Genomic DNA, 23,599 nt, shown 5'->3' with positions numbered 1-23,599 from the left:
TTTATTACTTTAAGATAATATTTTCTATTCTACCTACAAATGCTTTTCTATTATACTCAGCTAAACATTCATGATAATTTTTCTTAGAATATTTAATATAGTTTTCATTACATTTCTTTATAGCTTCACATATTGAATCTGGATCTTTTTTATTGCATTCCGCTCCATTTTCTCCATCCTTAAATATATCTATTATCCCACCTTGAGTTGTGGTTATAATAGCGAGCCCATTCCCCATTGCTTCTAAAATGGAAATTGGTTGACCTTCATTTGGATAATATGTAGGAAGACAGAATACATGATTATCTTTAAGTAGAGCTGCTTTTTTATCACCTTTAACAACCCCATGATATGTAACGTGCCCCCCAAGTTCTTTACTCATTTCATTAACAGTATTAACTATTTCTGCTTCTATGTTACCTGCTAAATTTAAATGAAATTTGAAATTTTCTTTTTTAAGTTTTATGCAAGCCTTCAGTAAATCTAAAATACCTTTGCTCTGCATTAGGTTACTTAAATATAATATTTTTAATTCTTCTATTTTACAATTATTATTCAGTTGATTTTTTTGTAATTTCTGCGCAAATTCTTTCTCTGTCAGCATATATTCGTCCTGAACGCCATTCTCACAAACAAAAACTTTATTTTTTTCAAGTATTCCATCGAACATTGCTCTTAGTGAATCACCTAGAACTATAACACCATCTGTTTTATTAAAATAAGATGTTAATGCTTTTTGCTTTTTTACATCTACTGAGTCATACATAACGCGGACAAATCCACCATGAAACTCAATATAACATTTGGTTTTTTTAAAATTAGCCACGTTTATAAATGGAGTATACTTCAAAAATCCCAAATAACTTTGTGCAGGCGTAATATATACTACATCAAATTTTTCAAATAATATCTTGTAGCATCCAATAGCTATTGGCCTAACACTATTTAATATTTTTTTAATACTAAATTTACCTTGCGCCTTTAAACTTGTAAAAGTTCTTTCTGCATTACTATCTATAAATTCAACTTCATGGCCATTTTCTAATAAGCCAGCTAAAAGCATTTGATTAGACACAGACATACCTGTTATAGGGTCTGGAAATGGTCCTATCATTAAAATTTTCTTCTTTTTTTCTGGACTCATTATTACTTCCTCCATATAAACTTGTTTATGGCGCTTGTATACCCTTGAATAATATTAACAACCTTTATACCAACATTTATATCTGTATAATCATGAGCTTTCACAGTTTTTTCTCCTAATGATTTTTGCATAGTTATCATTTCTATAGCTTGAGTTATGCTATCAGAAGTTATTCCACCAAGTATTACTGAACCTTTGTCAATTGCTTCTGGTCTTTCAGTACTTGTTCTTATTGAAACCCCTGGAAACTCCATAATGTTCGTTTCTTCCGCAAGTGATCCACTATCAGATAAAACGCAGAATGAATCTTTTTGAAGTTTATTGTAATCATAAAAACCGAATGGCTTTAATTGTTTTATATTTTTATGAAATACTATTCCTTTTTCTTCAATTCTTTTCCAGCTTCTTGGGTGTGTTGAATATATAACTGGCATATCATAAGTTTCTGCTATTGCATTTAACGCATCTGTTATACTCTTAAAGTTTTCTTCATTATCTATGTTTTCTTCTCGATGAGCACTTACCAAAATATATTTACCTTTTTCAAGGCCTAATGTTTCGAGCACGGGACTTTCATCAATTTTGTCCATATATCTATGGAAAACTTCTGGAAGTGGTGATCCAGTAACAAAAGTATATTCCTTTCTCATTCCTTCTGATAACAAATATCTTCTCGCATGCTCTGTATATGCCATATTAACATCACTTGTAACGTCAACTATTTTTCTATTTATTTCTTCAGGTACATTTTGATCAAAACATCTGTTTCCTGCTTCCATATGGAATACAGGGATTTTTAATCTTTTAGCAGCAATAACACTAAGGCAACTGTTTGTATCCCCAAGTATTACTAATGCATCTGGTTTTTCCTTAACTAATATTTTATAACTCTCAGCTATTATGTTACCCATAGTTTCTCCAAGATCACTTCCTACAACTCCTAAAAAGTAATTTGGTTCTCTAAGCTCTAGCTCTTTAAAGAAAACATCATTAAGTGTATAATCCCAATTTTGACCTGTATGTACAAGAATATGATCAAAATATCTGTCACAAGCTTTTATAACTTCTGATAGTCTTATTATTTCAGGTCTTGTTCCTAGTATTGTCATTACTTTAAGTTTTTTCATAAGTTCTATACCTCCAAGTGAAATGTGTCTGGTTTTTTTGGATCAAAGCATTCATTAACCCACATTATTGTCACTAAATCGTTCTCACCAATATTTACAATAGAGTGAGTGTATCCTGTAGGAATATCTACTACTTCTAGTTTATCTGCATTAACTTTATATTCAATTATTTTATCTGTTCCTATCTTTCTAAATCTAATAACTCCTTCACCACTAACCACCATAAACTTTTCGTTTTTAGTATGGTGCCAATGATCACCTTTTGTTATTCCAGGTTTGGATACATTTACCGAAACTTGTCCATTTTCAGCTGTTCTAATAAATTCCGTAAAAGATCCTCTGTTATCTTTATTCATTTTTAAGTCATAAGAAAATTTATCTTCTGGTAAAAAGCTTAAGTAAGTACTATAAAGCTTTTTAGTAAGTTCATCACCCATATTTGGCACACTTAAGTCAGATCTGCTTTCCTTAAAGCTTCTTATCTTTTTCGCAAGGTCCCCTAGTTTAATATTATGCACAATAGGTACATAACAATATTCGTCTTTTTTGCTTTCCATGTTTTCTAATGCTCTAATAAATTCATCTAATACATCATCTATATAACATAAATCTAAATCAGCATCTGCATTTGATATCTGTATTTCTATACCTCTTGCAATATTATGACAGAAGGTAGCTACTACAGTATTATAATTAGGTCTACTCCATTTACCAAATAAATTTGGCAATCTATAAACCAGTACCTTTGCCCCAGTTTCTTTATTGTAAGCAAATAATAAATCTTCGCCTGCCTTTTTGCTGATGCCATAAGGATTTTCTTTTTCTGCTTGCACAGAAGATGTTATAAGCACCGGTGCTTTATTATTATTTTTTTTAAGAAGGTCAAGAAGCACTGATGTAAATCCAAAATTACCTTCCATAAATTCACTTTCATCTTTTGGGCGATTAACTCCAGCAAGATGAAAAACAAATTCACATTCTTTAGTGTATTTTTCAAGAAGTGATTCTTCAGTTCCTAAATCATATTCAAATATATCTGTATAACCTTTATTTTTAAGTTCTGCTATAATGTTTTTTCCTACAAATCCTTTTGCGCCAGTAACAAGTATTTTCATATTTACCTCACATTTCGTCTGTTTTATTTAAACAATTCCACAATACTAAGTATTAATACCTAATATTGTGGACTTCACTAATTTAAGAATTGGTTTTTAATTCTTCTTGTATATAATCAAGTTTAAGTAACTTTTCTTTTATCTGCTCTACATTAAGAATTCCAGTGTTTTGAGAGTTATATTCTTGCTCTGTGGATAGTTTTATATCGCCTTCAACAAAATATTTATCGTAGTTAAGATCTCTTTTATCTGCTGGAACTCTGAAAAATCCCCCCATGTCCTGAGCAACTACAAACTCTTCTTTTGTAAGAAGTGTTTCGTATAGCTTTTCTCCATGACGAGTACCTATAATTTTAACTTCATTTTTCGAATTGAATAATTCACCCACTGCTTGTGCTAAATCTCGTATTGTTGATGAATCAGATTTTTGAACCATTATGTCGCCTGCCTTGGCATTTTTGAATGCAAATATTACAAGTTCCACAGCCTCATCGAGGCTCATAAGGAACCTAGTCATATTAGGATCTGTTACAGTTAAACATTCTCCATTCTTTATCTGTTCAATAAATAGTGGAATTACTGATCCTCTTGATGCCATAACATTTCCATATCTAGTACCACAAATAAGTGTCCTATCCGGAGATACTGTTCTAGCTTTAGCCACAAATACTTTTTCCATCATAGCTTTTGAAATACCCATAGCATTTATTGGATATGCTGCTTTGTCAGTGGAAAGACATATTACTTTTTTGACTCCATACTCAATTGCTGCTGTAAGCACATTATCTGTTCCTATTACATTAGTTTTTACCGCTTCAAGAGGAAAAAACTCACAAGATGGAACTTGTTTTAAGGCAGCTGCGTGGAATATATAATCTACTCCATGCATAGCATTTTTTACAGAGGCTATGTCCCGTACATCACCTATGTAGAATTTAATTTTATCATTTTTATATAATTTTCTCATATCATCTTGTTTCTTTTCGTCCCTTGAGAATATACGAATTTCTGCTATATCTGTATCAAGAAATCTTTTCATTACAGCGTTCCCAAAAGAACCTGTTCCTCCTGTAATTAATAATGTTTTACCTTTAAACATGGTATATCTCCTCCAATTTCAAATTATTATTTACTTGTTAAGCTAGTTATTATTTACTTGTTTAACAAGTTATTTTTTAATTGTTATTTAAATATTATTGTTTAATTGTTCCACTACTAAATTTTTTACAAAATATTTATCTATCCTATTTAACAATTCTTGCTTGTTAAAATTATTATCATAGTAACTTCTTGCATTTGCTCCGAGCTTTATTAAAAGTTCTGGTGATTCATTAGCGAGCTCTATTATCATATCTGAAAGTATCTGCGCATCTCCAGCTGGGCCACAAACACCTGAATTTGATTCTTTGATTATTTTATCAGTCTCACCGTCGGCTGATGCAATAATTGGTATACCACAAGCCATGTATGACTGTAGTTTAGCCGGAATAGTCATTGAAAACAGTGGGCTACCTGTTAAGCACAAGAAAGCGACGTCACTTGCTGCCATAAACTTTGGAATCCGGGTTCCAGGTTGTTTTGGAATAAAATTAAACATGTCTTCCAACTCACCCTTATGTACAAGTTGCATTAATTCTTCTTTATATCGACCATCTCCGATAATGTTAAATCGGATTTTTTTATTTATATTTTTCTCTTTTATAAATGTTGCAGCTTTGGGCAATATATCTAACCCTTGTGCATTACCAATATTACCGGCAAAAGTTATATTAAATGCGTCATCATTTGGAATTTCTTCAATGCACGCTTTCTCAAGAGGCACATAAAAATCTTCTGCATATTGTGGCCAGTACTCTATCTTATCTAGTGCAACGCCACGATTGTGTATTGATTTAACAAAACTATTTGATGTGGTGAAAATATGAGTACAGCCGGAATATATATGGTCAACCATCTTACCTATAGCGCCAATTATCCTTTTGTTAGTTATACCTGTAATTATTTCAACATTTTCAGGCCAAAGATCTTGAACATACAAGTAACATGGTATCTTTCTTTTTTTAGCATACCATACACCAGGTAAAGCTTGTGTCATGGGTGATACCTCAAATATAAATACATAATCAGCTTTTATTTTTGTGAACATCTTCCAAAAGAATCCGGATACAACAAAGGACAAATAGTTTAAAGCAAGCATTACTGAGCTCTTTCCTCTGGGTATTAGTGGTATCCTAATTATCTCAATACCATTATACATTTCTTTTCGCTTCTTAAACAGTCCATACCCCTCATAATATTCACCTTTGGGATAATTAGGTATTCCAGTTATAACTGTTACTTTATATCCCCTTTTAACCCATTCTGTACAAATATCATTTATACGAAATTGTTCAGGGTAAAAATATTGCGCTATAACTAAAATGTGTTTTTTCATCTCATTATCCCCCTTCTTTAGTATTTCTATTTTTCCACAACTTATTTTATTGTATCAACCGTTTCTGTTGTAGCAACCGATTCTGTTGTGGTAACCGTTTCTGTTACAATGATCGATGATTTCAAATCTCTAATTCTATAATCCTCTTTATAATCAGACATGCTCTTCTCATAAACCAAACTGCCAAATACCTTACTAAATGTTTGGACTTTTAAACCCATAAGACGTAATAAGGGGTTGAATATTTTAGTTAACCTAATTCGCGTGCCATGAGATTCTGCAATAAGCTTCACCATCTCTGAAGTCTTAACGTACTCACTATTTTGTGGAAAGAATAGTCCGCTCTCTTCATTTACAATCATCAATCTAATAAACTCACACAAATTATCTATATGAAGCATACTTCGCTTATTGTCAATGTCAGGGAAAACAGGCAGCTTCTGAGCAAGTTTTGCTAATTTCGGATAATTCCCTTTAGACCCTTTCCCATAAATCATAGGTGGTCTAAGAATAACAATTTTAAAATCATCACTCTCTAAAGGTTTTATTCCTTTTTCTGCTTGAATTTTACTGTCTCCATAAAAATTACTGGAAATTAGAGCAGTGTTTTTATCTATGATTCTTTCCCCGTTAACATTGCTGCTATCACCATAAACAATAATGCTACTCATAAAAATAAACTGCTTAACGCCAGCTTTCTTTGCTTTCTTAGCAGTCTCTACGGTAAGATCACGATTGACTTTATAATATAACTCTTCCATTTTAGGGTCTGATGAGACGTGCGCTATACCTGCAACGTGAAAGATTACATCATACTGCGTAAAATCTTTTTCTTTCCATGAATCGTCCTTCATATCCAATGTGTCTGTAGAATATTCATCAGAATATTTCTCTAGGTATTTCTCAATGGATGTACCAATATAGCTATTAGATCCTGTTATAAGTATTTTTTTCATCTCAACATCATCTCCTTCTTAGCAGAAAGCTTCATATGTCTCAGCTTACCAGTATCGCTAATAGTCTTAAGCTCTACTTTTTTTTTGCCCATCATCGCGGACACCCTCTGCTTTTAAAACTTTGGATACCGTTTTAAATAATATTTTCACATTAAGTGATAATGATTTATTGTTTAAATAATATACGTCATGTGCTGTTTTTTCAGAATCATCATTCTCATCTCGTCCATTAATTTGAGCCCATCCAGTAACTCCTGGAAGTAGTTTATGAACTCCTGCCTTTGTTCTCATTTCCTTAAGCTCAAGCTGATTATATAAAGCAGGTCTTGGTCCCACAAAAGTCATATCCCCAATAAGTGTATTAATTAATTGTGGAAGTTCATCAATACTAGTTTTTCTTAGGATTTTACCAATGCACGTTATATAACTTTTTGAATTATCAAGTTTATCAGTTGCTACATTAGGAGTTCCAATTTTCATTGTCCTAAACTTATACAATTTGAATAATTCATTATTTTTGCCTATTCTCATCTGGGTAAAAAATATTGGCCCTTTTGAATTAAGCTTTATGATTATCCCTATAATTAAAAATAGCGGTGATAACAACACTATTATAAGTATACTAATTATAACATCCAGAAATCTCTCCATATTATGCCCCCTGTTTTTTTTAAATTACTCTACTTTTTTATTACTCTTCTACACTGGTGTCTTCAATTTCCGCAGTACTTCTATTATATGTCGGAACTATTTCTTCTATTTTTGAGAGTAATAATGTTACATCATCTTTCTCGATAATAGCATTAAGCTCTCCCAATCTATCTTTCATAACATCCAAATCACTAAACGTTGGTTTACCAATAAAAATCTTTTCATGTTTAGTATTAATAAGTCCCTCTTCACTCATTAATAGTTCTTCATAAAGCTTTTCTCCCGGCCTAAGCCCCGTGATTTCTATCTTAATGTCTTTGTTTGGCTCAAATCCTGAAAGCCTTATTAAATCCCACGCTAAATCATATATCTTAACAGGTTGCCCCATATCAAGCACAAAAATTTCTCCGCCTTTTGCGTATGCTCCCGATTGAAGTACCAATTGTGCTGCTTCGGGTATTGTCATAAAGAACCTAGTTATATATTTATTAGTAAGTGTAACTGGACCACCATGAGCTATTTGGTTTTTAAATAGGGGTATAACGGACCCGTTACTTCCTAATACATTTCCAAATCTAACTGCCACAAAGTGTGTTTTACTTATTTTGTCCATAGATTGTATAATCATTTCACACATTCTCTTAGTAGCACCCATGACATTGGTTGGGTTTACCGCTTTATCTGTGGATATCATCACGAATTTTTCTACATTAAATTTATTCGCGCACTCTGCCATATTAAATGTTCCAAACACATTGTTTTTTATAGCTTCCATAGGGCTTTCTTCCATTAGTGGAACATGCTTATGTGCCGCTGCATGGAAAACTATATTGGGTAAATACTTTTCAAATACATTCTCAAGTCTTTGTTTATCCCTAACAGATCCTATTAATACTATTAAATCTAATTTCGGATATTTATATTGAAGTTCCATTTGAAGATCATAAGCATTATTTTCATATATATCAAAGATAATTAATTTCTTAGGTTCAAATTTTATAATTTGACGACATAATTCAGAACCAATAGATCCACCGCCGCCTGTTACTAGTATGGTTTTATCGCGAATGAAACTTGCAATGCCTTCCATATCAAGATCTACTGCTTTACGACCCAGTAAGTCCTCAATCTCTACTTTTCTAATTTGACTTAAGGAAACTTTCCCGTCTATTATGTCATACATTCCTGGAATAATTTCTATCTTGCAGCTTGTTTTTTTGCATATTTCGAGTATTTGTTTTTTATCTTCATCTTTTATGGTAGGAATAGCTATAAGTATGGTTTCTATATCCTTATCTTTTGCTATAGTAGGTATGCCTTCTCTACTTCCAAGAACCTTCACTCCCATAATAGTGTTTCCTTTTTTGTAATCTTCATCATCAATTACAGCTATCGGTACATATTTACTTTGGTTACTGCTCTTCATTTCTTTTATAACCATAGCTGCAGCTGCTCCAGCACCAACTATCATTACTCTCTTTCGAGCACCTTTACTAACATTACAATTTACAATGTTTCCGAATCTATCAAAGATTCTAAAGGACATCCTAAGTCCAACTATAAAAATAATGCTAAAAGCGCAAGATACTATGCTTACCCCATAGGCATAATTATGTCCAATAATTCTAATGAAAATTGTAGTAGCAATGTTCCCAGTAAGACACGCACCTATAACCATCATAAATTCATCTATACTTGCATAAGTCCAAAGGCTTTCATAAAGCTTAAAGACAAAAAAGCAAGCTATGTAGATAACTGTCACAATTAACGCTATTTCTTTAAAGTCACTTGAATAGAACTTGAAATTTTTATAATTATATCTGAAAAAGATAGCTAATATATATGCTAAGTTTATTAGCACTGCATCACTTAGTATTAATATTGGTTTTTTCCATTTTCCTAGAGTTTTCATATAATGCACCTCTTTATTTTATATATAATAAAATATGATTGTTTTTTCTAATGTTATCAAAAAATGTATTAATTACAATTTAATACACTTTTTTTCAGTTTCACTGCAGTATTAAGTATACCATAATACCTTTAAATAAGTGTTAATATTTTATGAAACTTGAAATTTCACAATTCAAAGCTATTTTTTAGATCTTATATGCTATCCATTATATCATTATATCATTAAATACTAGCCAATTTCACATAATAACTCTAGTTAAATTATCTCCTTTGGAGCTACTTATCTCCCATGGAGCTAATTATCTCCTATGGACCTGAAATGTCGTTAATACTTTTTACACCTAGGTTTTTGTTTGCCTTCTCGCTCAAAGGCTAACAACGCATTAACCTCTCCCCCTAGTAGTATTATTATGGAAATTATATAAAGCCAAAGCATAAGCACTATTACTGCTCCTATTCCACCATACAGACCAGAATAGTTGTTAAAATTATTAACATAATACGCAAAACCTAATGAAGATATTAACCACCCTAAAGTACTAACAATAGCTCCAGGTATTACCTCTATCCATGTTAATCTTCTACAAGGAGTATAATGATATAATGCTGCAAATGTAACTGACATTCCACCTAAAGATACTAGGTATCTTATAATATCCCAATCTAATATAAACTTACTAGATAAATTTAAACGCGTCGCAATAACCCCACCTATCATTTGTCCAAAAACTACTAGGGCTACTCCCACAATAATAGCTACTACAAGCCCTAGCATAAATAATATAGATATAGCTAAGGTTTTCCAAAAAGGTCTTGTCTCTTCCTCATCATAGGCTTTATTTAATCCCTTTATTATAGCTCTAAAACCACTAGATCCTGACCACATTATACCTATTATACTTATGGATAGTAAATTCACATTTCTTGAATCCAGCACCTCTATAACTGTAGTGTAAATTAAATCAAAAGCACTCTTGGGCATTATTTGATGTAGATATATCAGCACATCTTTACTTTCTAGATTACTATAACTTAACATGCTAATTAGTAGCAATAAAAAAGGAAAAAAAGACAACAATAAATCATAAGCCAGTTGAGCTGCCAATGCAGTAATATCATCATCTATAACTCTACATACAAGTTGTTTTAAATTATTTAACATAAAGTAACCACCTTTTCGTTACAATTTATATACTGTTTTCAGTTCAACTGCAAAACACGCAGGAGAAATTCAATGCTTCCGCATTTTATTCTTACTCTGATATAATATGTATTATATGAAGATATTATTAATAAGGAGTCGATACTATGAAATTAGCACTAGCTCAATTGGATATTGTTTGGGAAGATAAAACTAAGAATAAAGAAACCGCAATACAATTTATAAAGCATGCAACTACTGAAAATGTGGATATTATTTTTTTCCCTGAAATGACTTTAACAGGCTTTTCTGTGAACACTTCTTTAATAGGAGAAGATAATAATGAAACCGTAGAATTTTTCAAGGAAATGAGTTCTAAATTTAATATTTTCATAGGCTTTGGGTATGTAGAAGGAAGAACAAACAGTAAAAACAAATACTCTGTAGTGGCGCCTCCGGTAGTACATGGAGGCGTGCCACGAGTAATGCATCGAGACGTGCCCCAAGACAAGACTCTTGTGACTTACACTAAAATTCATCCTTTTTCCTTTGGATGCGAAACTGAATTTTACCAAAGTGGAAATAAAATCAACTACTTCAATGCTTTTAACTTTACTATCGTCCCTTTCATCTGCTACGATTTACGTTTTCCAGAAATATTTCAAATAGCATCTAAGACTGCTACCTTAATAACCATTGCAGCTAACTGGCCTATAGATCGACGTGATCACTGGATTACCTTACTCAAAGCAAGGGCCATAGAAAATCAGTGTTATATAGCAGGTATAAACCGAATAGGTGAAGGAAATGGATTAACCTACAGTGGTGACTCCATGATTGTAGATCCACTAGGCAATGTAATAAGCAACTTATATATGGATGAAGGTTTAGTTATAGCGGATATCTCTGAGGAGAACGTAACTCAGATTAGAGAAAAATTTAGACTTAAATCAGATAGAAAAGAAAGTTTGTATTGTGAATTGTTTTCAAGCAATTAAAAATCTTATCCACAATTCAGACAAAGTTATCCCCTAAAGGGGGATAACTTTGTTTATTAGCACGCTAAATAAGCTATATTTTGATAATAAATACAGTGTCGTGAAAATTTATTCAATTTTATACACTAGTTATCCACAAATTTGAACTTTACTTGTCAAACTCTTATAACATAATGTTTTATTTGATTTATCATTTAATTTCTTTTTAAATTCAAAGTTTCTTTATAAGTTATTGCCTACTTTTTATATTATATAAGTAGCACGTCACCTATTATAACCTCAAAATAGTAAAATTTCAAGACAAAATTATGAAACTTATAGAACCATGTAAATTTTTGTAAAAATGTGAATATCAGACCGTAAAGTAAGTAGTGCTCTTTAATGTTTTCTATCATTATGATAGAGACTTAATATCCATAACAAAATAAATTTCAAGCTTACTATTTCCAGATAATTGACAATCTATCCACAATTTAAACAAAGTTATCCACTAAAAGAGGATAACTTTTTATAGTATATGCTTTTTAAACCGTATTATACTAACAAATACAGTTTTTATAATAATTTATTTAATTTTACAGAATAGTTATCCACAATCTTGAAATAATCATATTGCCTTCTTAAGGTCCTTATTCATTCCTATAATTTCCCTTTATTATACCCTCAAAGCGCTAACATTTCAAGGCAAAATTATAAGAATTATATCATTTTATAAATGTATTTGAAAAATACAAACAATTGAACTACAAGGATCAATGGTATCCCTATTACAAACTTGTTATGCTTAGTTTTATGCCTAAATAAACGCATTCCTATAAAAATACCCAAAGCCCCAAAAGCAGAAGCTATAGTGAAAAGGGTGTTCTCTGGAGTTCTCCATTTCCCCTTTTGCGACTTTCTCTTGTCTGAATACATGGCAAAAATACCGTATAAGTTAATCGCCAAAATATAATATAAAAATAATTCCATGTTTTTTCCTCCATTTTAATTGTTTATTAGTAAAAAAACGTTATTATAGCACCTTTTTACTTGATATCTATATAGGGACTCCCACTTATAGAAGTGGGAGCCTTCCCTTCTGAAATGTCGTTAAATATATCTATATAGTACTGTACATTTTTACGTACGTCAAAATGTTTTTTCATTCACAAATAATAGCCATTACGTTACTTTCATTTTTTTTGACTATATTTATAAATACAAAAATTTGTTAAATTTAAAAAATTTGTAAAGGTAACTTTATATTTGAAATTCGTTGATGTATAATAAATTGTAAAGTTACCTTTACGTGAAAGAGGTGTTTGAATGAAAAATCTTATAAAGAGTTTAAGAGAAGGAAGCAATTTAACACAAGAGGATTTAGCAAAGTTATTAGAAACTTCAAGGCAGACAATAATATCTTTAGAAAAGGGTAAGTATAACCCGTCCATTATGCTTGCTTATAAACTATCAAAAGTGTTTAATAAAAAAATTGAGGAAGTATTTATTTTTGAGGAGGAATAAAATAATGAAAAATCAGAAGCAAGGTGATTCACTAATTATAGGTGCTGGAGTATGGTCAGTTCTTTTTATAGGAATGGGTATTTTTGACCTTGTAACAAAAAAGAGTGGCTACTGGTCAGGATTTTTATTAGGCGGCCTATCTTTTATTTATCTTATTTATCTATTATGGAAGACAAAAAGCAACACAAATGAACGATATGAAGATGAAAGAAAAAAATTTGTTAGTGATAAATCTAAAAGCATGAGTTTTGATAAGCTGTTTGTTTTTATGGTTATATTTGAAATTTTAATTAAGACACAAAAAATTAAAATGGATTCTCATTCAGCAATCATGGTAATTATGGGTAGTGCACTTATAATACAATTTATCAGTTATTTAGTTTGCAAATCCAAATACTAATGATTGAAACAAAATGTTCTTAACCTACAGGCATTTTTTTTGTATTAAGAGTTACATCGGCATCCCCTATACAGCTCACGCCAACAAATAAAACGGATATATATTATGGTACATAATGGTATAATTGACTTGAAATTGTTGCGTAATTGTATAGTAGGGCAACTTAGCGAATGGGGGAAGATATATGGAAAAGGGAAAATTAATCGGAGAAGGAAGAACAGCTGAAGTATTCGAGTGGGGACAAGATAAAATTTTAAAACTTTTTAGAATCGATTTACCTAAAACGGCGATCCAAAATGAATATGAAGTTAGCATTGGCATTTATAACCAATTGAATTCAACACCTAAAGTTTATGAACTTATAGAAGTTGATAATAGAAGTGGTATCGTATATGAGCGAATTAATGGAATAACTATGATGAAAGTAGTAGCATCTAACCCCTGGAAAGTAAAAAAAGAAGCACAACGGTTAGCAGAATTGCATAAATCAATTCAGCAAAAGGTTAATTTTAAGCTATCTACTTATAAAACAAGGCTCAAGGATAATATATCAAATACAGCGTTATTAACGGATGATATAAAAACGAGATTGTATAAATATATTGATAAACTTAAAGATGATAACATATTATGTCATGGAGATTTCCACCCAGATAATATACTTATAACAAAAGACGGAGAAATAGTCATCGATTGGATGACTGCAACTCAAGGGAATCCATTAACCGATATTGCGAGGACATCAATAATGTTTAAGTTTGGTGTTGTTCCCAATAAAACATTTCCTGAAAAACAAATTATTAATTTTATTAGAAATAAGTTTTATTTAGAATATATAAGCCATTACCTAAAACTAACAGGAGTTAAGATTGAACAAATTGAACAATGGGAACTTCCTGTTGCTGCAGCGCGACTTACTGAATGGTTACCAAAAGATGAAAAAACGGCACTATTAAATTTTATCGACAAAACAATGGAGACGTTAAAAATCTAAATTATTTAAAATTAGATTTGTTTAGATCTTTAGTATAACACTTCCATTATGCTTGCCTATAAAATATCAAAAGTGTTTAATAAAAGAATTGAAGAAGTATTTATTTTTGAGTAATATACCACACAAAAGGTCTATGTTATTTATGGTGTGGTTCTTCTCAATAGGAGTAATATAGACTTTTATTATTGCTTGGCGTAGACTATGGCTTACATCAGAGAGTCCAAAGAATTGCTCTATTAATTATTTTTAACGACATTTCAGCTCCGCAGGAGATGATTTAACCTATTCAGGATATACCAATTTAAATACATAAAAGGAGATAATACTATGTCTATGATTTATAGTGATTTATACCAATTCAGCAGTTATGTTTCGCCTATTAACCTTTCATTTCATCAATATATTTTGTTAACCGATGAACCAATTTTAGTTCATACTGGTAGCATAGAACAAGCAGAAACCCTAATACCACAATTAAAAGAAATTCTAGGCGACAAAAAATTAAAATATGTTTTTGTTTCACATTTTGAATCAGACGAATGCGGTGGCTTATCTTTACTGTTAAAGAATTTTCCTGAGGCAAAGACAATTTGTTCAAGAATCACAGCAAGGCAGCTAATTGGATTTGGGATTACAGATGAAGCAATAATTAAAAATCCTGGTGAGAAATTGATTAGCAGTGACTATGAACTTCAATTCATTAGTTACCCTTCAGAAATGCATCTATGGGAAGGTCTTCTTCTTATGGAGAACAAGCGTGGAATATTCTTCAGCGGTGATTTAATATTCGGTATGGGAAAATTTAATGGTGAAGTAATATATGGAAACTGGCAGAAAGAAGTAGATAATATCACATTAGAGCAGATACCAAGCACAGAACAAAGAGCAAAGGTTCAGCAGGCTTTATCCGAATTAAATCCAAAGTTTGCGGCTGTAGGTCACGGTCAATGTCTTAAGTTCTAACAGAAATAAGTATTTATGTAAAGCAACATAACTCTAAATGAGTTATGTTGCTTTTTTCTTACTACATCCAACAACAAATCAGATATACATGGGCGCTGTGAGCTAGTCAACTTATTCTCTTTTATACTTTCCAGAATTCAAACAAACTAAGATAAGTGGTCTCAATGATTTTTTAAAGTCTACATTAATTACCAAATATCTTAAGCATCTTAAATTTATCGTGATTTACTATTATTGAACCATTCAATCGTTGCTTTTCCATGCTCTTCAAGGATCTTATTACTAACTTGTTCATGTAGCCACCCTAAAGTCTTATTATTCAAAAACTGTCTCATCTGGTCTTCTGCTTCTAACATTACAACTTTTATTATGCAAGGACATTTCGTATGTGTATCAGGCAAATTATTTTTATCTAAAAAAATCTCATTTTGCCTAATCTCTGCACACTGAAATAACGGGGTCGTCCCTTCTACTGCTTCAACTATATTCCAAAAGGTTATGCTTTCTGGAATACGTGCTAACTCATATCCCCCATTAACACCTGGAATTGACTTCACAATCCCTGATTTCCTTAATTTTGTATATACTTTTGATAAATAACTTTCCGAAACTCCTTGAAATGCCGCTAAATCTTTAATTCCAACAGCCTTTCCCGATGGAATATCTACCATATATAATAAACAATGCAATGCATACTCTACTCCTATTGAAAATTGCAATACGCTCTACCTCCTAAATAACAAGATAATCTTCACATATGATACTTCATTATTAGTAAAGACGTTCTGGGTTATAAAGATTACCAAGTAACAGGCTTCGCGATTGAAGGTACTGCAAAATACCTTGAGTTAGGTTCAGATTTTGATATGATGAAAGAAAAGTTCTCTTTTTTAAATAGGGTGTTAGAGATAACAGTTACATCAGCAAAGCAAACGCTTTAAATTTTGTATTTTCTTAACTAATTTTAATTCCTTGAATAGATAAGTCGTGATAGATTACAATCTATCACAACTTATGATAATTATACCCTACTTATCATATTCCCCAATCATTCTTATATTCGATTTTTAAGATTTGTATTTTTATAATACATTTGTGCCTTTACTGCGAAAATAGTATATAGAATAATTAAACAAGGAAAAATCAACCAAAAATACCCCCTCATCATTGGAGGCCGCTGAAAAAAGCACTCTTTATTTAGTAGAGTTTTCAAGCTTGAATAGAAAAAGCATGAGATATTCATATTTTGGATATCTCATGCTTTTTATTTTATAATTAAGTTTTAAAAGCCCTATTTCATGCTTTTCAACTTAATTATTCTCTTTAGATTCACAGTGAAGATTGATAATGCACCTTGAATTTGCATACTAATTAAGCCTGACGATATTGCTACATCATAGCTATGTTGGTGCTTAAGTTCACTGTTTTTAGCCTCTATCATATAACGTTCCCTAGCTCGTTTTTTAAAATATTCACTTTTTTCGAACTCTATTTGATCTTTGTGAGTATTTGACTTTATTGAAACTGAATAAGTTTTAGATTTAGCGCCTTCTTTATAACACCCATCTTTATGAACACAATTTTTACACTTTTCTACATTAAAATAGTAGGTTAGCACTTGATTTTTACCAACATTCTTCTTTCCCTGTTTTGCTTTTTTAATAGCCATATGACCTGCCGGACATACAAATAAACCAGCATCTTTATTAAACTCAAATTCATCTTCTTTTTTTCGCATTCCTTGTGAAATTACAGGATTTAGTCTTGAAATTAATGCAATTTTATTTTCTTTTGTATATTCTAGGTTTTTCTTTTCAGAATAAGCTGTATCTCCAATTACTTCATTTACATCTATACCAGCCTCACGGCTTTTTTCTATTAAGGTTATGAGCTCCTTTCCATCACTTTTTTCGCCAGTTGTAATAACAGCTGCTGTAATTAAACGTTCTTCACTCATAGCAAGGTGTGATTTATATCCAAAAAAAGAACTATCCTCAGTTTTATGCCCCACTTTTGCATCCTCATCTTTTGATATTTTTAGATTTTCTAAGTCATCATTAATAGCTTCCATTAAGTAGTTTAATTTAGTTTTCACAGCTGGATTTGCTGCAGTTTCTGGCTTCTCGTTTATGGTATCAATTAATAATTTGCAGTACTCAAGAATATCTTCAAGTACTCCAGTTGTAACTTTATTAGGTAACTCTTCTTTAATACCAGGATGTACTCCGTACAATGTTTTTCTTAAGTTTTTTGCACGTTTCAATAATTCCTCGCTTGCTGACTTTTGGTTATAACGTGACTTGGTATGCGTAGCATCAACTATTATTGCTTTACTTTTTAAAACTCCCTCTTTTATAGCAAGTTCTACAGTCTTGTTTATTAATAAATCCAATAAATTCATGTCTTTAAGGCGAAGCTTTCTAAATTTAGTTAGTGTACTTGAGTTTATTAAATTTGTTTCTTCTGGGGCTAAATTTAGAAAATATTTAAAGGACATGTCATAAAGAGTTCTTTCAACAACATCTTCATCAGACAATTCATATATTACTTTCAAAAGTAAATATTTAAATAGCATTATGGGGTTAATAGCACCTCTACCCATAGATGAACTATAGTTAATCATCAATTCGTCATAAACAAATGAAAAGTCAACAAGGTCATTAATTTGCTTTAAAATGTTATCTTTCGGAATAATTAACGAATATAAGCTATGGTATGTATTTATTTTTATTTCCAATTGTCCTTTTAGCATAATAGTTTAGCCCCTTTTATTTTATTCTACTATACTAATTCGACATATCTTTTAAAATTCCTTTTTGTTTTTTAGTCTTTTATATAAAAAAATCGCCATCTTTAATTAGATGACGATTTTTCATATAGTTTTTCAGTGGCCTCCATCATTGCGAAAGGTGTTTCAAATAAGAATGACCCCCAAAAGGACGCTCCTGTCCTTTGCCATAATCCAGGCGTATAGTACAATAATTTCGGATTCAATACTGCCGAAATATCAGTAGTTTTTGTTGTAACCAACGATATTGATATTGGAATATAACATACTACCCATGATAGCCACATATTTGACAATTTCTTGTATCTCTCCGCTTTAGAAGAGACATCAGAAAAAATATCATCACCAGCTCTTTCATCTATTTTTTTGAAGTATTGTTTTCCAGATCTTTTTGTACCAGCAATATGTTCCCACCCGCAGTCCTTAAAAAGGATAATATAATTATGAAAATCGTCCTTTGACTTAAAGTTACGATAATCTACTTTTATAATAGTATTGGCAGATGAAGTTTTGCAAAATTCATATTTTGTATGTTTTATATCCAATTCCCAACCTCGGTTTGCCATTTCATTTAACCATTTTTCTTCTTTATCTAAGCTGATATAGCATCTAATTTTTTTCATATTGACACCTCTCTCTATTTCAAATTATTTTGAGTAATCTCAATCATATGTTTCATTCTTTCAAAATCAAGAAGTAATACTTTCTTTCCTTCGTCTGTGATAAGATAAACTTTACGCCTGTTGTCATCACTTTCAACAGGTTGAATAAACTTTAATTTCAGCAAATTTTCAATGGCTCCGTATAAAGTCCCTGCCGCTATTCTTACATTCCCGTCGCTTAATTCTTCAGCTTTTTGCATAATTAAATATCCATGTGCTGGTTCAAGTAGAGATAAAAGAATGTAATAAACTGTTTCTGTAAGTGGTAAATTTTTATTTTTTTTCATTTAATTCTCTAACTCCTTCGTTATAAAGTCTAACTATATATTTATATGATATACAGCTTGACTGTATATGTCAATACTAAAAAACCATATAACAAAAAGTTTATATGGTTAGTATAGTAATAAAAAAAGAAGGCATCTAATTGCCCTCTATATCTCTGTTATTAAATTGTTATTATTAATTTCTTTTACAGGTTTAATATTAAAAACTGTACTAAAATAAAAAAAACCACGCATAAGCTTTACTTAAACAGGATTTTTAGCTATAATTAAATGTGGATATGATTATGTGATAATAAACCCACTATATATTTCATCTTATTATATCACATAATGAACGTGAATGTCAATGATTTTTATAAAAACATGGGAGCGTGAGAAAATGAATGATTATGAGCTAAATAAACAAGAGGAACTTGTATATCTTAAAAGTACAGTTAACTTCCTCGAAAAAGAATTACGTAAAGACGAATATGAGATAAATTTTAGAAAAAGAGACCTTATTGCTTCAAGAAGAGATATGTGGCAAGAATCTGTTCACTCTTCAAATGATCTTGATAGGATTCCAGAAATGCTCCAACAACTCTCTGAAGTTGATAGTCAAAATTATAATTATGAAAAATCGGTGGAACGAATAAAAAAATATACACGGATTTTAAACTCACCTTATTTTGGAAGGTTTGATTTTAAGGAAGATGCTTATAATGATACAGATCAGATTTATATCGGTCTTTATAATTTAATAGATAATGATACAAGTTCAATTTTAATATACGATTGGCGCTCCCCTATTTCAAGTATGTTTTATCAGTGCGAACTTGGTAAAGGATCATATAATGCCCCCTTCGGAATAATTTCGGGTGATATTTTTATGAAGAGGCAATATAAAATTGAGAATTCTGAACTTAAGTATTTTTTTGATAGCAGCATAACAATTAATGATGATATCCTACAAGAAGTGTTAAGTCACAATTCTTCTTCAAATATGAAAAATATTGTTGAAACCATTCAAAAGGAACAAGATGTAATTATTAGAGATACTGAAAATGAGCTTTTGATTGTACAAGGCGTAGCTGGAAGCGGTAAAACATCTATAGCACTACATAGAATTGCATATTTGCTTTATGTTGGTATGGGATCAAAGCTATATTCCAATAATATTATTATAATTTCTCCTAGTTCTGTTTTCAGTAAATATATTTCTGGAGTTTTACCAGAACTAGGCGAGGAAAACGTAGAGGAAACTACTTTTGACGATATTGTAGTTGATTTTTTAGATAATAGATTTATATTTGAAAGTAGAAAGCAGCAACTTGAAACTTTGATTATTAATGATAATCAACAAAATTTAAATATAAAAATGGAGAACACTAAATTTAAAGGTTCGAAAACATTTATAACTATTTTGGATAGACTAATACATTATTATGAGCATAAATTAACGCATTTTGAAGACTTATATTATGATGGAAAAATTATTGAAACAAAACAGCAGCTAAATAATCTTTTCTTAAACGGTAAAATGAATATGCCAATATCAAAAAAACTTAAAAGAATTGAAAGTATGATGCTTAGTAAAATTCATCCTTTAAGAAAAGCAAGACTTGAAAAAATTCAGGGGATTGTTCAAAACGGCATAGGACATGAATTAGAACTAAAATCTTTTAGCAGATTAATGGCAATTAAAGAAGCTAAAGTATTAATGAATCATATTCATAAATTTACTGAGGTTGATTATTCGGATTTGTATAAATTACTATTTAATAAATCCGGACTTCTTTTAAAACTTTCGCAAGGGTTAGAATTACCAAAAAACATTAACCAAATGGTATCAGAAACCATAGAAAGTCTCCATAAAGGCTATATTAATTACGAGGACTGTGCTCCCCTTTTATATATCAAACTAAGGCTTAACGGTAGTCGCGCGTTTTCAGATATACGGCAGGTTGTTATTGATGAAGCCCAAGATTATTATCCACTTCAATACGAAGTCTTTAATCTTCTGCTACCTAGAGCTAAGTTTACAGTACTCGGTGACTTTAACCAAACCTTCGAAAAACGTGGTGATAAATCTATATATGATGATATAGAGAAAATTCTACACAAGAAAAAGAGCATAAAGCTTTCTATGAATAAAAGTTTTAGGTCTTCTATCGAGATTAATGAATTTACTCAGAAAATATTAAATAGCAAACAGGAGTTTGTTCCCTTTGAGAGACATGCATCGGAGCCGCAAATTATATTTAAAGACAATGAAGAGTTGCTTTATGAGACTATAATCCAAGATATTCATAACTATGAAAGTCGTGGTTATGAGTCTATTGCAGTTATTTGCAAAACGGAGAAAGAAACCCTATTGGTTCAAAAAAAGCTATCCAATTTAACTAACATTAAATTGTTAAATACAGAAAGTACTGACAGTATAAAGGGTACCCTTGCTATTCCTTCTTATATATCAAAAGGTCTAGAATTTGATGTAGTACTTGTGTTCAATGTTTCAAAGGACAATTATAACAGTGAGTTTGATAGGAATCTTTTATATGTAGCCTGTACGAGAGCACTACATCAGCTTGCTATTTATTATACAGGAGAAAAAAGTGAGTTTATTTAATGTATAAATCATTCTGAAGAAATCTTAATATTTTTTATTATATTTTAAATTTTTTCAGGGGATTTCTTCTTGTTGTGTTACTAAAGATATGAAAGCCTTTGAAAATATGGTAAATTAAGAGTAATTATACTTTAGTACTACAGATGGTTAGGTGGAAATAGATGATAAAAAATATTTTAAATATGAATAAAGAAAATTTCAAGAAAATATATGAAACAAATTTTAATTCTGTCTATTCTTTTGTATTTTTAAGATTAGCAGCAAACAAAGAAGCCACCGAAGACATAGTTCAGGAGACCTTTATCAGTGCAATGAAAGGACTCATTAACTATAAAGGTACAAGTTCCCATAAAACTTGGCTATGTGGAATAGCAAAAAATAAAATATTAAATTATTATAGAACTAACATTAGAAAAGAAGATTTTGCTTACACAGAAGAACTCGATTATGTAAAGGATAACCAAGATATTGAATTTATGATTATAAATTTGGAAACTAGAAAAATAATTCTAGAAACCTTAAATAATTTGAAACCTATTTATAAGTATGTCCTTATTCTCAAATATATGGATGATCATAGTGTAAATGAAATTGCAAATTGTTTATGCAAAACTCCAAAGTCTATCGATGGCATATTACAAAGATCAAAAAATAGTTTTAAAAAAGAATTTCTCAAAATATCAGGAGATGAATTATATGATAAAAGAAGATAAACTCTTAAAAGAAATGTTTAAATTCATAGATGTAGAAGTTGAACCTCCAGATGGAACGAAACAAAGAATATATCAAAAACTTTTTTATAATTCAAATCAACGCAGTTGTTGGTGTTTATCTTGTCTTTCTTGGGTTGCAGAAAAATTTTTGAAGTTGTTGATTCAGGTATGGATTTTAATATGTATTTTTATGACTATTTTCAGTCCAACTATCGCATTTTAATTTTCACGAGGAGGTTAAATAATTGAAATTTTTAAAATATTTTATCAAAGAGTGGTTATTCCCCATACTTGTAGCAATAATCTTGGCAATTCTAATATATAAATTCCTATTTTTTAATATTACAGTTCCCTCGGAATCAATGTATCCGACTATAAAGATAGGCGATAAAATTACCGTTACAAGAGTTTATAATAAAGATAACCTAAAAAGAGGTGATTTAATAGTTTTTGATTCTGAGGAATTAAAAATACCATTAATAAAGAGACTTATAGGACTTCCAGGAGATGAAGTTATTATAAAAAATAAGGGGCAAGTTTTTATTAATGGAAGCAAAATTGAAGAGCCATATGTAGTATATATGGAGGATTTAGATAAAAAATTTAAAATTCCTGAAAACAAATATTTGTTTTTTGGAGATAATAGAGCTAATTCATTTGATGCCCGAAGATGGGAAAATCCGTACATAGATGGTAAAGATATAAAAGGAAAAGCACAGTTTATTATATATCCATTTAAGAGATTAGGAAAATTTGTAATTGGAGATGATGCTCTTAATCATTAGAATTATTGACAAAGGTTTAATTTACGCCCCACTTCAAACTATCTGTATGCGAACCCAATGCAGTAACAAGTACATCTGTTACAAGATGTACTTGTTACGAATAGTTACCGTACCCCCTATTTAGTTATAGTTGTATTTATAAAATTTGTAGCAATTACAATTATTCCAGAAATAAGCGATCCCAATGCCCATTTTTCTTTTTCAGAAAATAAACCTGCAACTCCAGCAGTCAAAAGTGTAAGTCCTACAATTGAGCTCATTTGAGCACCTTTTTTTAAAACTTTTGGTGATGGATGTGTTGCTTTTTGTGCATCATCCATTGCTTTTTGATATGTTTTATTAGATATTTTTTTTGTATCATCCAATATTTTTTTATTATATTCTTTCATTATATCCTCCTTATAGAATCACATTTA

General features: G+C 30.7%; 24 protein-coding genes and 1 pseudogene. 10 read left to right on the top strand and 15 right to left on the bottom strand.

Features of this window, described 5'->3' with window-relative positions:
• Nucleotides 1-4 precede the first annotated feature (4 nt).
• The 9 genes from ACWJKE_RS15110 to ACWJKE_RS15070 all read right to left on the bottom strand — a co-directional run bounded on the left by ACWJKE_RS15110 (nucleotide 5) and on the right by ACWJKE_RS15070 (nucleotide 10,503).
• Complete coding sequence (locus tag ACWJKE_RS15110; RefSeq protein ID WP_216303900.1) at nucleotides 5-1,144, bottom strand: glycosyltransferase family 4 protein; 1,140 nt, start codon at nucleotides 1,142-1,144, stop codon at nucleotides 5-7.
• 2 nt (nucleotides 1,145-1,146) lie between these two features.
• Complete coding sequence (gene wecB / locus ACWJKE_RS15105; RefSeq protein ID WP_216303901.1) at nucleotides 1,147-2,271, bottom strand: non-hydrolyzing UDP-N-acetylglucosamine 2-epimerase; 1,125 nt, start codon at nucleotides 2,269-2,271, stop codon at nucleotides 1,147-1,149.
• A 5-nt stretch (nucleotides 2,272-2,276) separates the two neighbouring features.
• Nucleotides 2,277-3,386 carry a capsular polysaccharide biosynthesis protein CapF gene (locus tag ACWJKE_RS15100; RefSeq protein ID WP_216303902.1) on the bottom strand — a complete coding sequence of 370 codons (1,110 nt, stop codon included), beginning with the start codon at nucleotides 3,384-3,386 and terminating at the stop codon, nucleotides 2,277-2,279.
• An 82-nt stretch (nucleotides 3,387-3,468) separates the two neighbouring features.
• Entirely contained in the window at nucleotides 3,469-4,485 is a 1,017-nt protein-coding gene (locus ACWJKE_RS15095) for a polysaccharide biosynthesis protein (RefSeq protein WP_216303903.1), read from the bottom strand.
• An 87-nt stretch (nucleotides 4,486-4,572) separates the two neighbouring features.
• Nucleotides 4,573-5,820: a glycosyltransferase family 4 protein gene (locus ACWJKE_RS15090; RefSeq protein WP_216303904.1), complete on the bottom strand. Its 1,248-nt coding sequence runs from the start codon at nucleotides 5,818-5,820 to the stop codon at nucleotides 4,573-4,575.
• Between the two features lie 41 nt (nucleotides 5,821-5,861).
• Entirely contained in the window at nucleotides 5,862-6,776 is a 915-nt protein-coding gene (locus ACWJKE_RS15085; protein WP_216303905.1) for an NAD-dependent epimerase/dehydratase family protein, read from the bottom strand.
• A 66-nt stretch (nucleotides 6,777-6,842) separates the two neighbouring features.
• Nucleotides 6,843-7,427 (bottom strand): sugar transferase, encoded by a 585-nt coding sequence (locus ACWJKE_RS15080; protein ID WP_165413783.1) that lies wholly within the window; start codon nucleotides 7,425-7,427, stop codon nucleotides 6,843-6,845.
• A gap of 40 nt (nucleotides 7,428-7,467) precedes the next feature.
• A complete protein-coding gene (locus ACWJKE_RS15075; RefSeq protein ID WP_220319813.1) occupies nucleotides 7,468-9,339 on the bottom strand; it encodes a polysaccharide biosynthesis protein in 1,872 nt (623 codons plus the stop codon).
• 327 nt (nucleotides 9,340-9,666) lie between these two features.
• The gene (locus tag ACWJKE_RS15070) at nucleotides 9,667-10,503 is read right to left on the bottom strand and encodes a YihY/virulence factor BrkB family protein (protein WP_165413785.1); all 837 of its coding nucleotides are present in this window, start codon (nucleotides 10,501-10,503) and stop codon (nucleotides 9,667-9,669) included.
• A 146-nt stretch (nucleotides 10,504-10,649) separates the two neighbouring features.
• Here ACWJKE_RS15070 and ACWJKE_RS15065 point away from each other — a divergent pair, with 146 nt between their 5' ends.
• Nucleotides 10,650-11,480 (top strand): nitrilase-related carbon-nitrogen hydrolase, encoded by an 831-nt coding sequence (locus tag ACWJKE_RS15065; RefSeq protein WP_165413786.1) that lies wholly within the window; start codon nucleotides 10,650-10,652, stop codon nucleotides 11,478-11,480.
• 699 nt (nucleotides 11,481-12,179) lie between these two features.
• Here the strand turns inward: ACWJKE_RS15065 and ACWJKE_RS15060 are convergent.
• A complete protein-coding gene (locus tag ACWJKE_RS15060; RefSeq protein ID WP_216303908.1) occupies nucleotides 12,180-12,449 on the bottom strand; it encodes a DUF1294 domain-containing protein in 270 nt (89 codons plus the stop codon).
• 336 nt (nucleotides 12,450-12,785) lie between these two features.
• Between ACWJKE_RS15060 and ACWJKE_RS15055 the strand changes: the two genes are divergently transcribed.
• From ACWJKE_RS15055 to ACWJKE_RS15040, 4 genes are all read left to right on the top strand, one after another.
• Nucleotides 12,786-12,983, top strand: a complete 198-nt coding sequence (locus ACWJKE_RS15055) for a helix-turn-helix transcriptional regulator (protein WP_216303909.1) — start codon at nucleotides 12,786-12,788, stop codon at nucleotides 12,981-12,983.
• Nucleotides 12,984-12,987: 4 nt separating this feature from the next.
• A complete protein-coding gene (locus ACWJKE_RS15050; RefSeq protein ID WP_462952704.1) occupies nucleotides 12,988-13,383 on the top strand; it encodes a hypothetical protein in 396 nt (131 codons plus the stop codon).
• Between the two features lie 184 nt (nucleotides 13,384-13,567).
• Nucleotides 13,568-14,377 (top strand): aminoglycoside phosphotransferase family protein, encoded by an 810-nt coding sequence (locus ACWJKE_RS15045; RefSeq protein WP_216303911.1) that lies wholly within the window; start codon nucleotides 13,568-13,570, stop codon nucleotides 14,375-14,377.
• A gap of 327 nt (nucleotides 14,378-14,704) precedes the next feature.
• Nucleotides 14,705-15,340, top strand: coding sequence for an oxygen-binding di-iron domain-containing protein (locus ACWJKE_RS15040; RefSeq protein ID WP_216303912.1), 636 nt, complete (start codon nucleotides 14,705-14,707; stop codon nucleotides 15,338-15,340).
• A 215-nt stretch (nucleotides 15,341-15,555) separates the two neighbouring features.
• Here the strand turns inward: ACWJKE_RS15040 and ACWJKE_RS15035 are convergent, their stop codons facing one another.
• Nucleotides 15,556-16,059: an RrF2 family transcriptional regulator gene (locus ACWJKE_RS15035; protein ID WP_216303913.1), complete on the bottom strand. Its 504-nt coding sequence runs from the start codon at nucleotides 16,057-16,059 to the stop codon at nucleotides 15,556-15,558.
• A 54-nt stretch (nucleotides 16,060-16,113) separates the two neighbouring features.
• Between ACWJKE_RS15035 and ACWJKE_RS15030 the strand changes: the two are divergent.
• A pseudogene (locus ACWJKE_RS15030) lies at nucleotides 16,114-16,281 on the top strand (FMN-binding protein); the annotation flags it as partial.
• A 350-nt stretch (nucleotides 16,282-16,631) separates the two neighbouring features.
• Here the strand turns inward: ACWJKE_RS15030 and ACWJKE_RS15025 are convergent.
• The 3 genes from ACWJKE_RS15025 to ACWJKE_RS15015 all read right to left on the bottom strand — a co-directional run bounded on the left by ACWJKE_RS15025 (nucleotide 16,632) and on the right by ACWJKE_RS15015 (nucleotide 19,077).
• Nucleotides 16,632-18,092, bottom strand: a complete 1,461-nt coding sequence (locus ACWJKE_RS15025; protein ID WP_462952569.1) for an IS1182 family transposase — start codon at nucleotides 18,090-18,092, stop codon at nucleotides 16,632-16,634.
• 101 nt (nucleotides 18,093-18,193) lie between these two features.
• Nucleotides 18,194-18,751, bottom strand: coding sequence for a DUF2812 domain-containing protein (locus ACWJKE_RS15020; RefSeq protein WP_216302454.1), 558 nt, complete (start codon nucleotides 18,749-18,751; stop codon nucleotides 18,194-18,196).
• Nucleotides 18,752-18,765: 14 nt separating this feature from the next.
• Nucleotides 18,766-19,077, bottom strand: coding sequence for a PadR family transcriptional regulator (locus ACWJKE_RS15015; protein ID WP_216302453.1), 312 nt, complete (start codon nucleotides 19,075-19,077; stop codon nucleotides 18,766-18,768).
• A gap of 379 nt (nucleotides 19,078-19,456) precedes the next feature.
• Here ACWJKE_RS15015 and ACWJKE_RS15010 point away from each other — a divergent pair, with 379 nt between their 5' ends.
• The 4 genes from ACWJKE_RS15010 (at nucleotide 19,457) to lepB (ending at nucleotide 23,183) form a co-directional block, all read left to right on the top strand.
• Nucleotides 19,457-21,685, top strand: a complete 2,229-nt coding sequence (locus ACWJKE_RS15010) for a HelD family protein (RefSeq protein ID WP_216302452.1) — start codon at nucleotides 19,457-19,459, stop codon at nucleotides 21,683-21,685.
• Nucleotides 21,686-21,846: 161 nt separating this feature from the next.
• On the top strand, nucleotides 21,847-22,398 hold the full coding sequence (locus tag ACWJKE_RS15005) for an RNA polymerase sigma factor (RefSeq protein WP_216302451.1): 552 nt from the start codon (nucleotides 21,847-21,849) through the stop codon (nucleotides 22,396-22,398).
• Nucleotides 22,382-22,621 (top strand): hypothetical protein, encoded by a 240-nt coding sequence (locus ACWJKE_RS15000; RefSeq protein WP_216302450.1) that lies wholly within the window; start codon nucleotides 22,382-22,384, stop codon nucleotides 22,619-22,621. Before ACWJKE_RS15005 ends, ACWJKE_RS15000 begins: the two co-directional genes overlap by 17 nt.
• Before the next feature lie 22 nt (nucleotides 22,622-22,643).
• Nucleotides 22,644-23,183 carry a signal peptidase I gene (gene lepB, locus ACWJKE_RS14995; RefSeq protein ID WP_216302449.1) on the top strand — a complete coding sequence of 180 codons (540 nt, stop codon included), beginning with the start codon at nucleotides 22,644-22,646 and terminating at the stop codon, nucleotides 23,181-23,183.
• Nucleotides 23,184-23,299: 116 nt separating this feature from the next.
• Here lepB and ACWJKE_RS14990 read toward each other — a convergent pair whose 3' ends face one another.
• The gene (locus tag ACWJKE_RS14990; RefSeq protein ID WP_216302448.1) at nucleotides 23,300-23,572 is read right to left on the bottom strand and encodes a hypothetical protein; all 273 of its coding nucleotides are present in this window, start codon (nucleotides 23,570-23,572) and stop codon (nucleotides 23,300-23,302) included.
• Between the last annotated feature and the right edge of the window lie 27 nt (nucleotides 23,573-23,599).

Source organism: Clostridium sp. CM036, from assembly GCF_055081135.1.
Note: the sequence above shows the minus strand (reverse complement) of the source record. Positions and strands in the feature narration are given on the sequence as shown.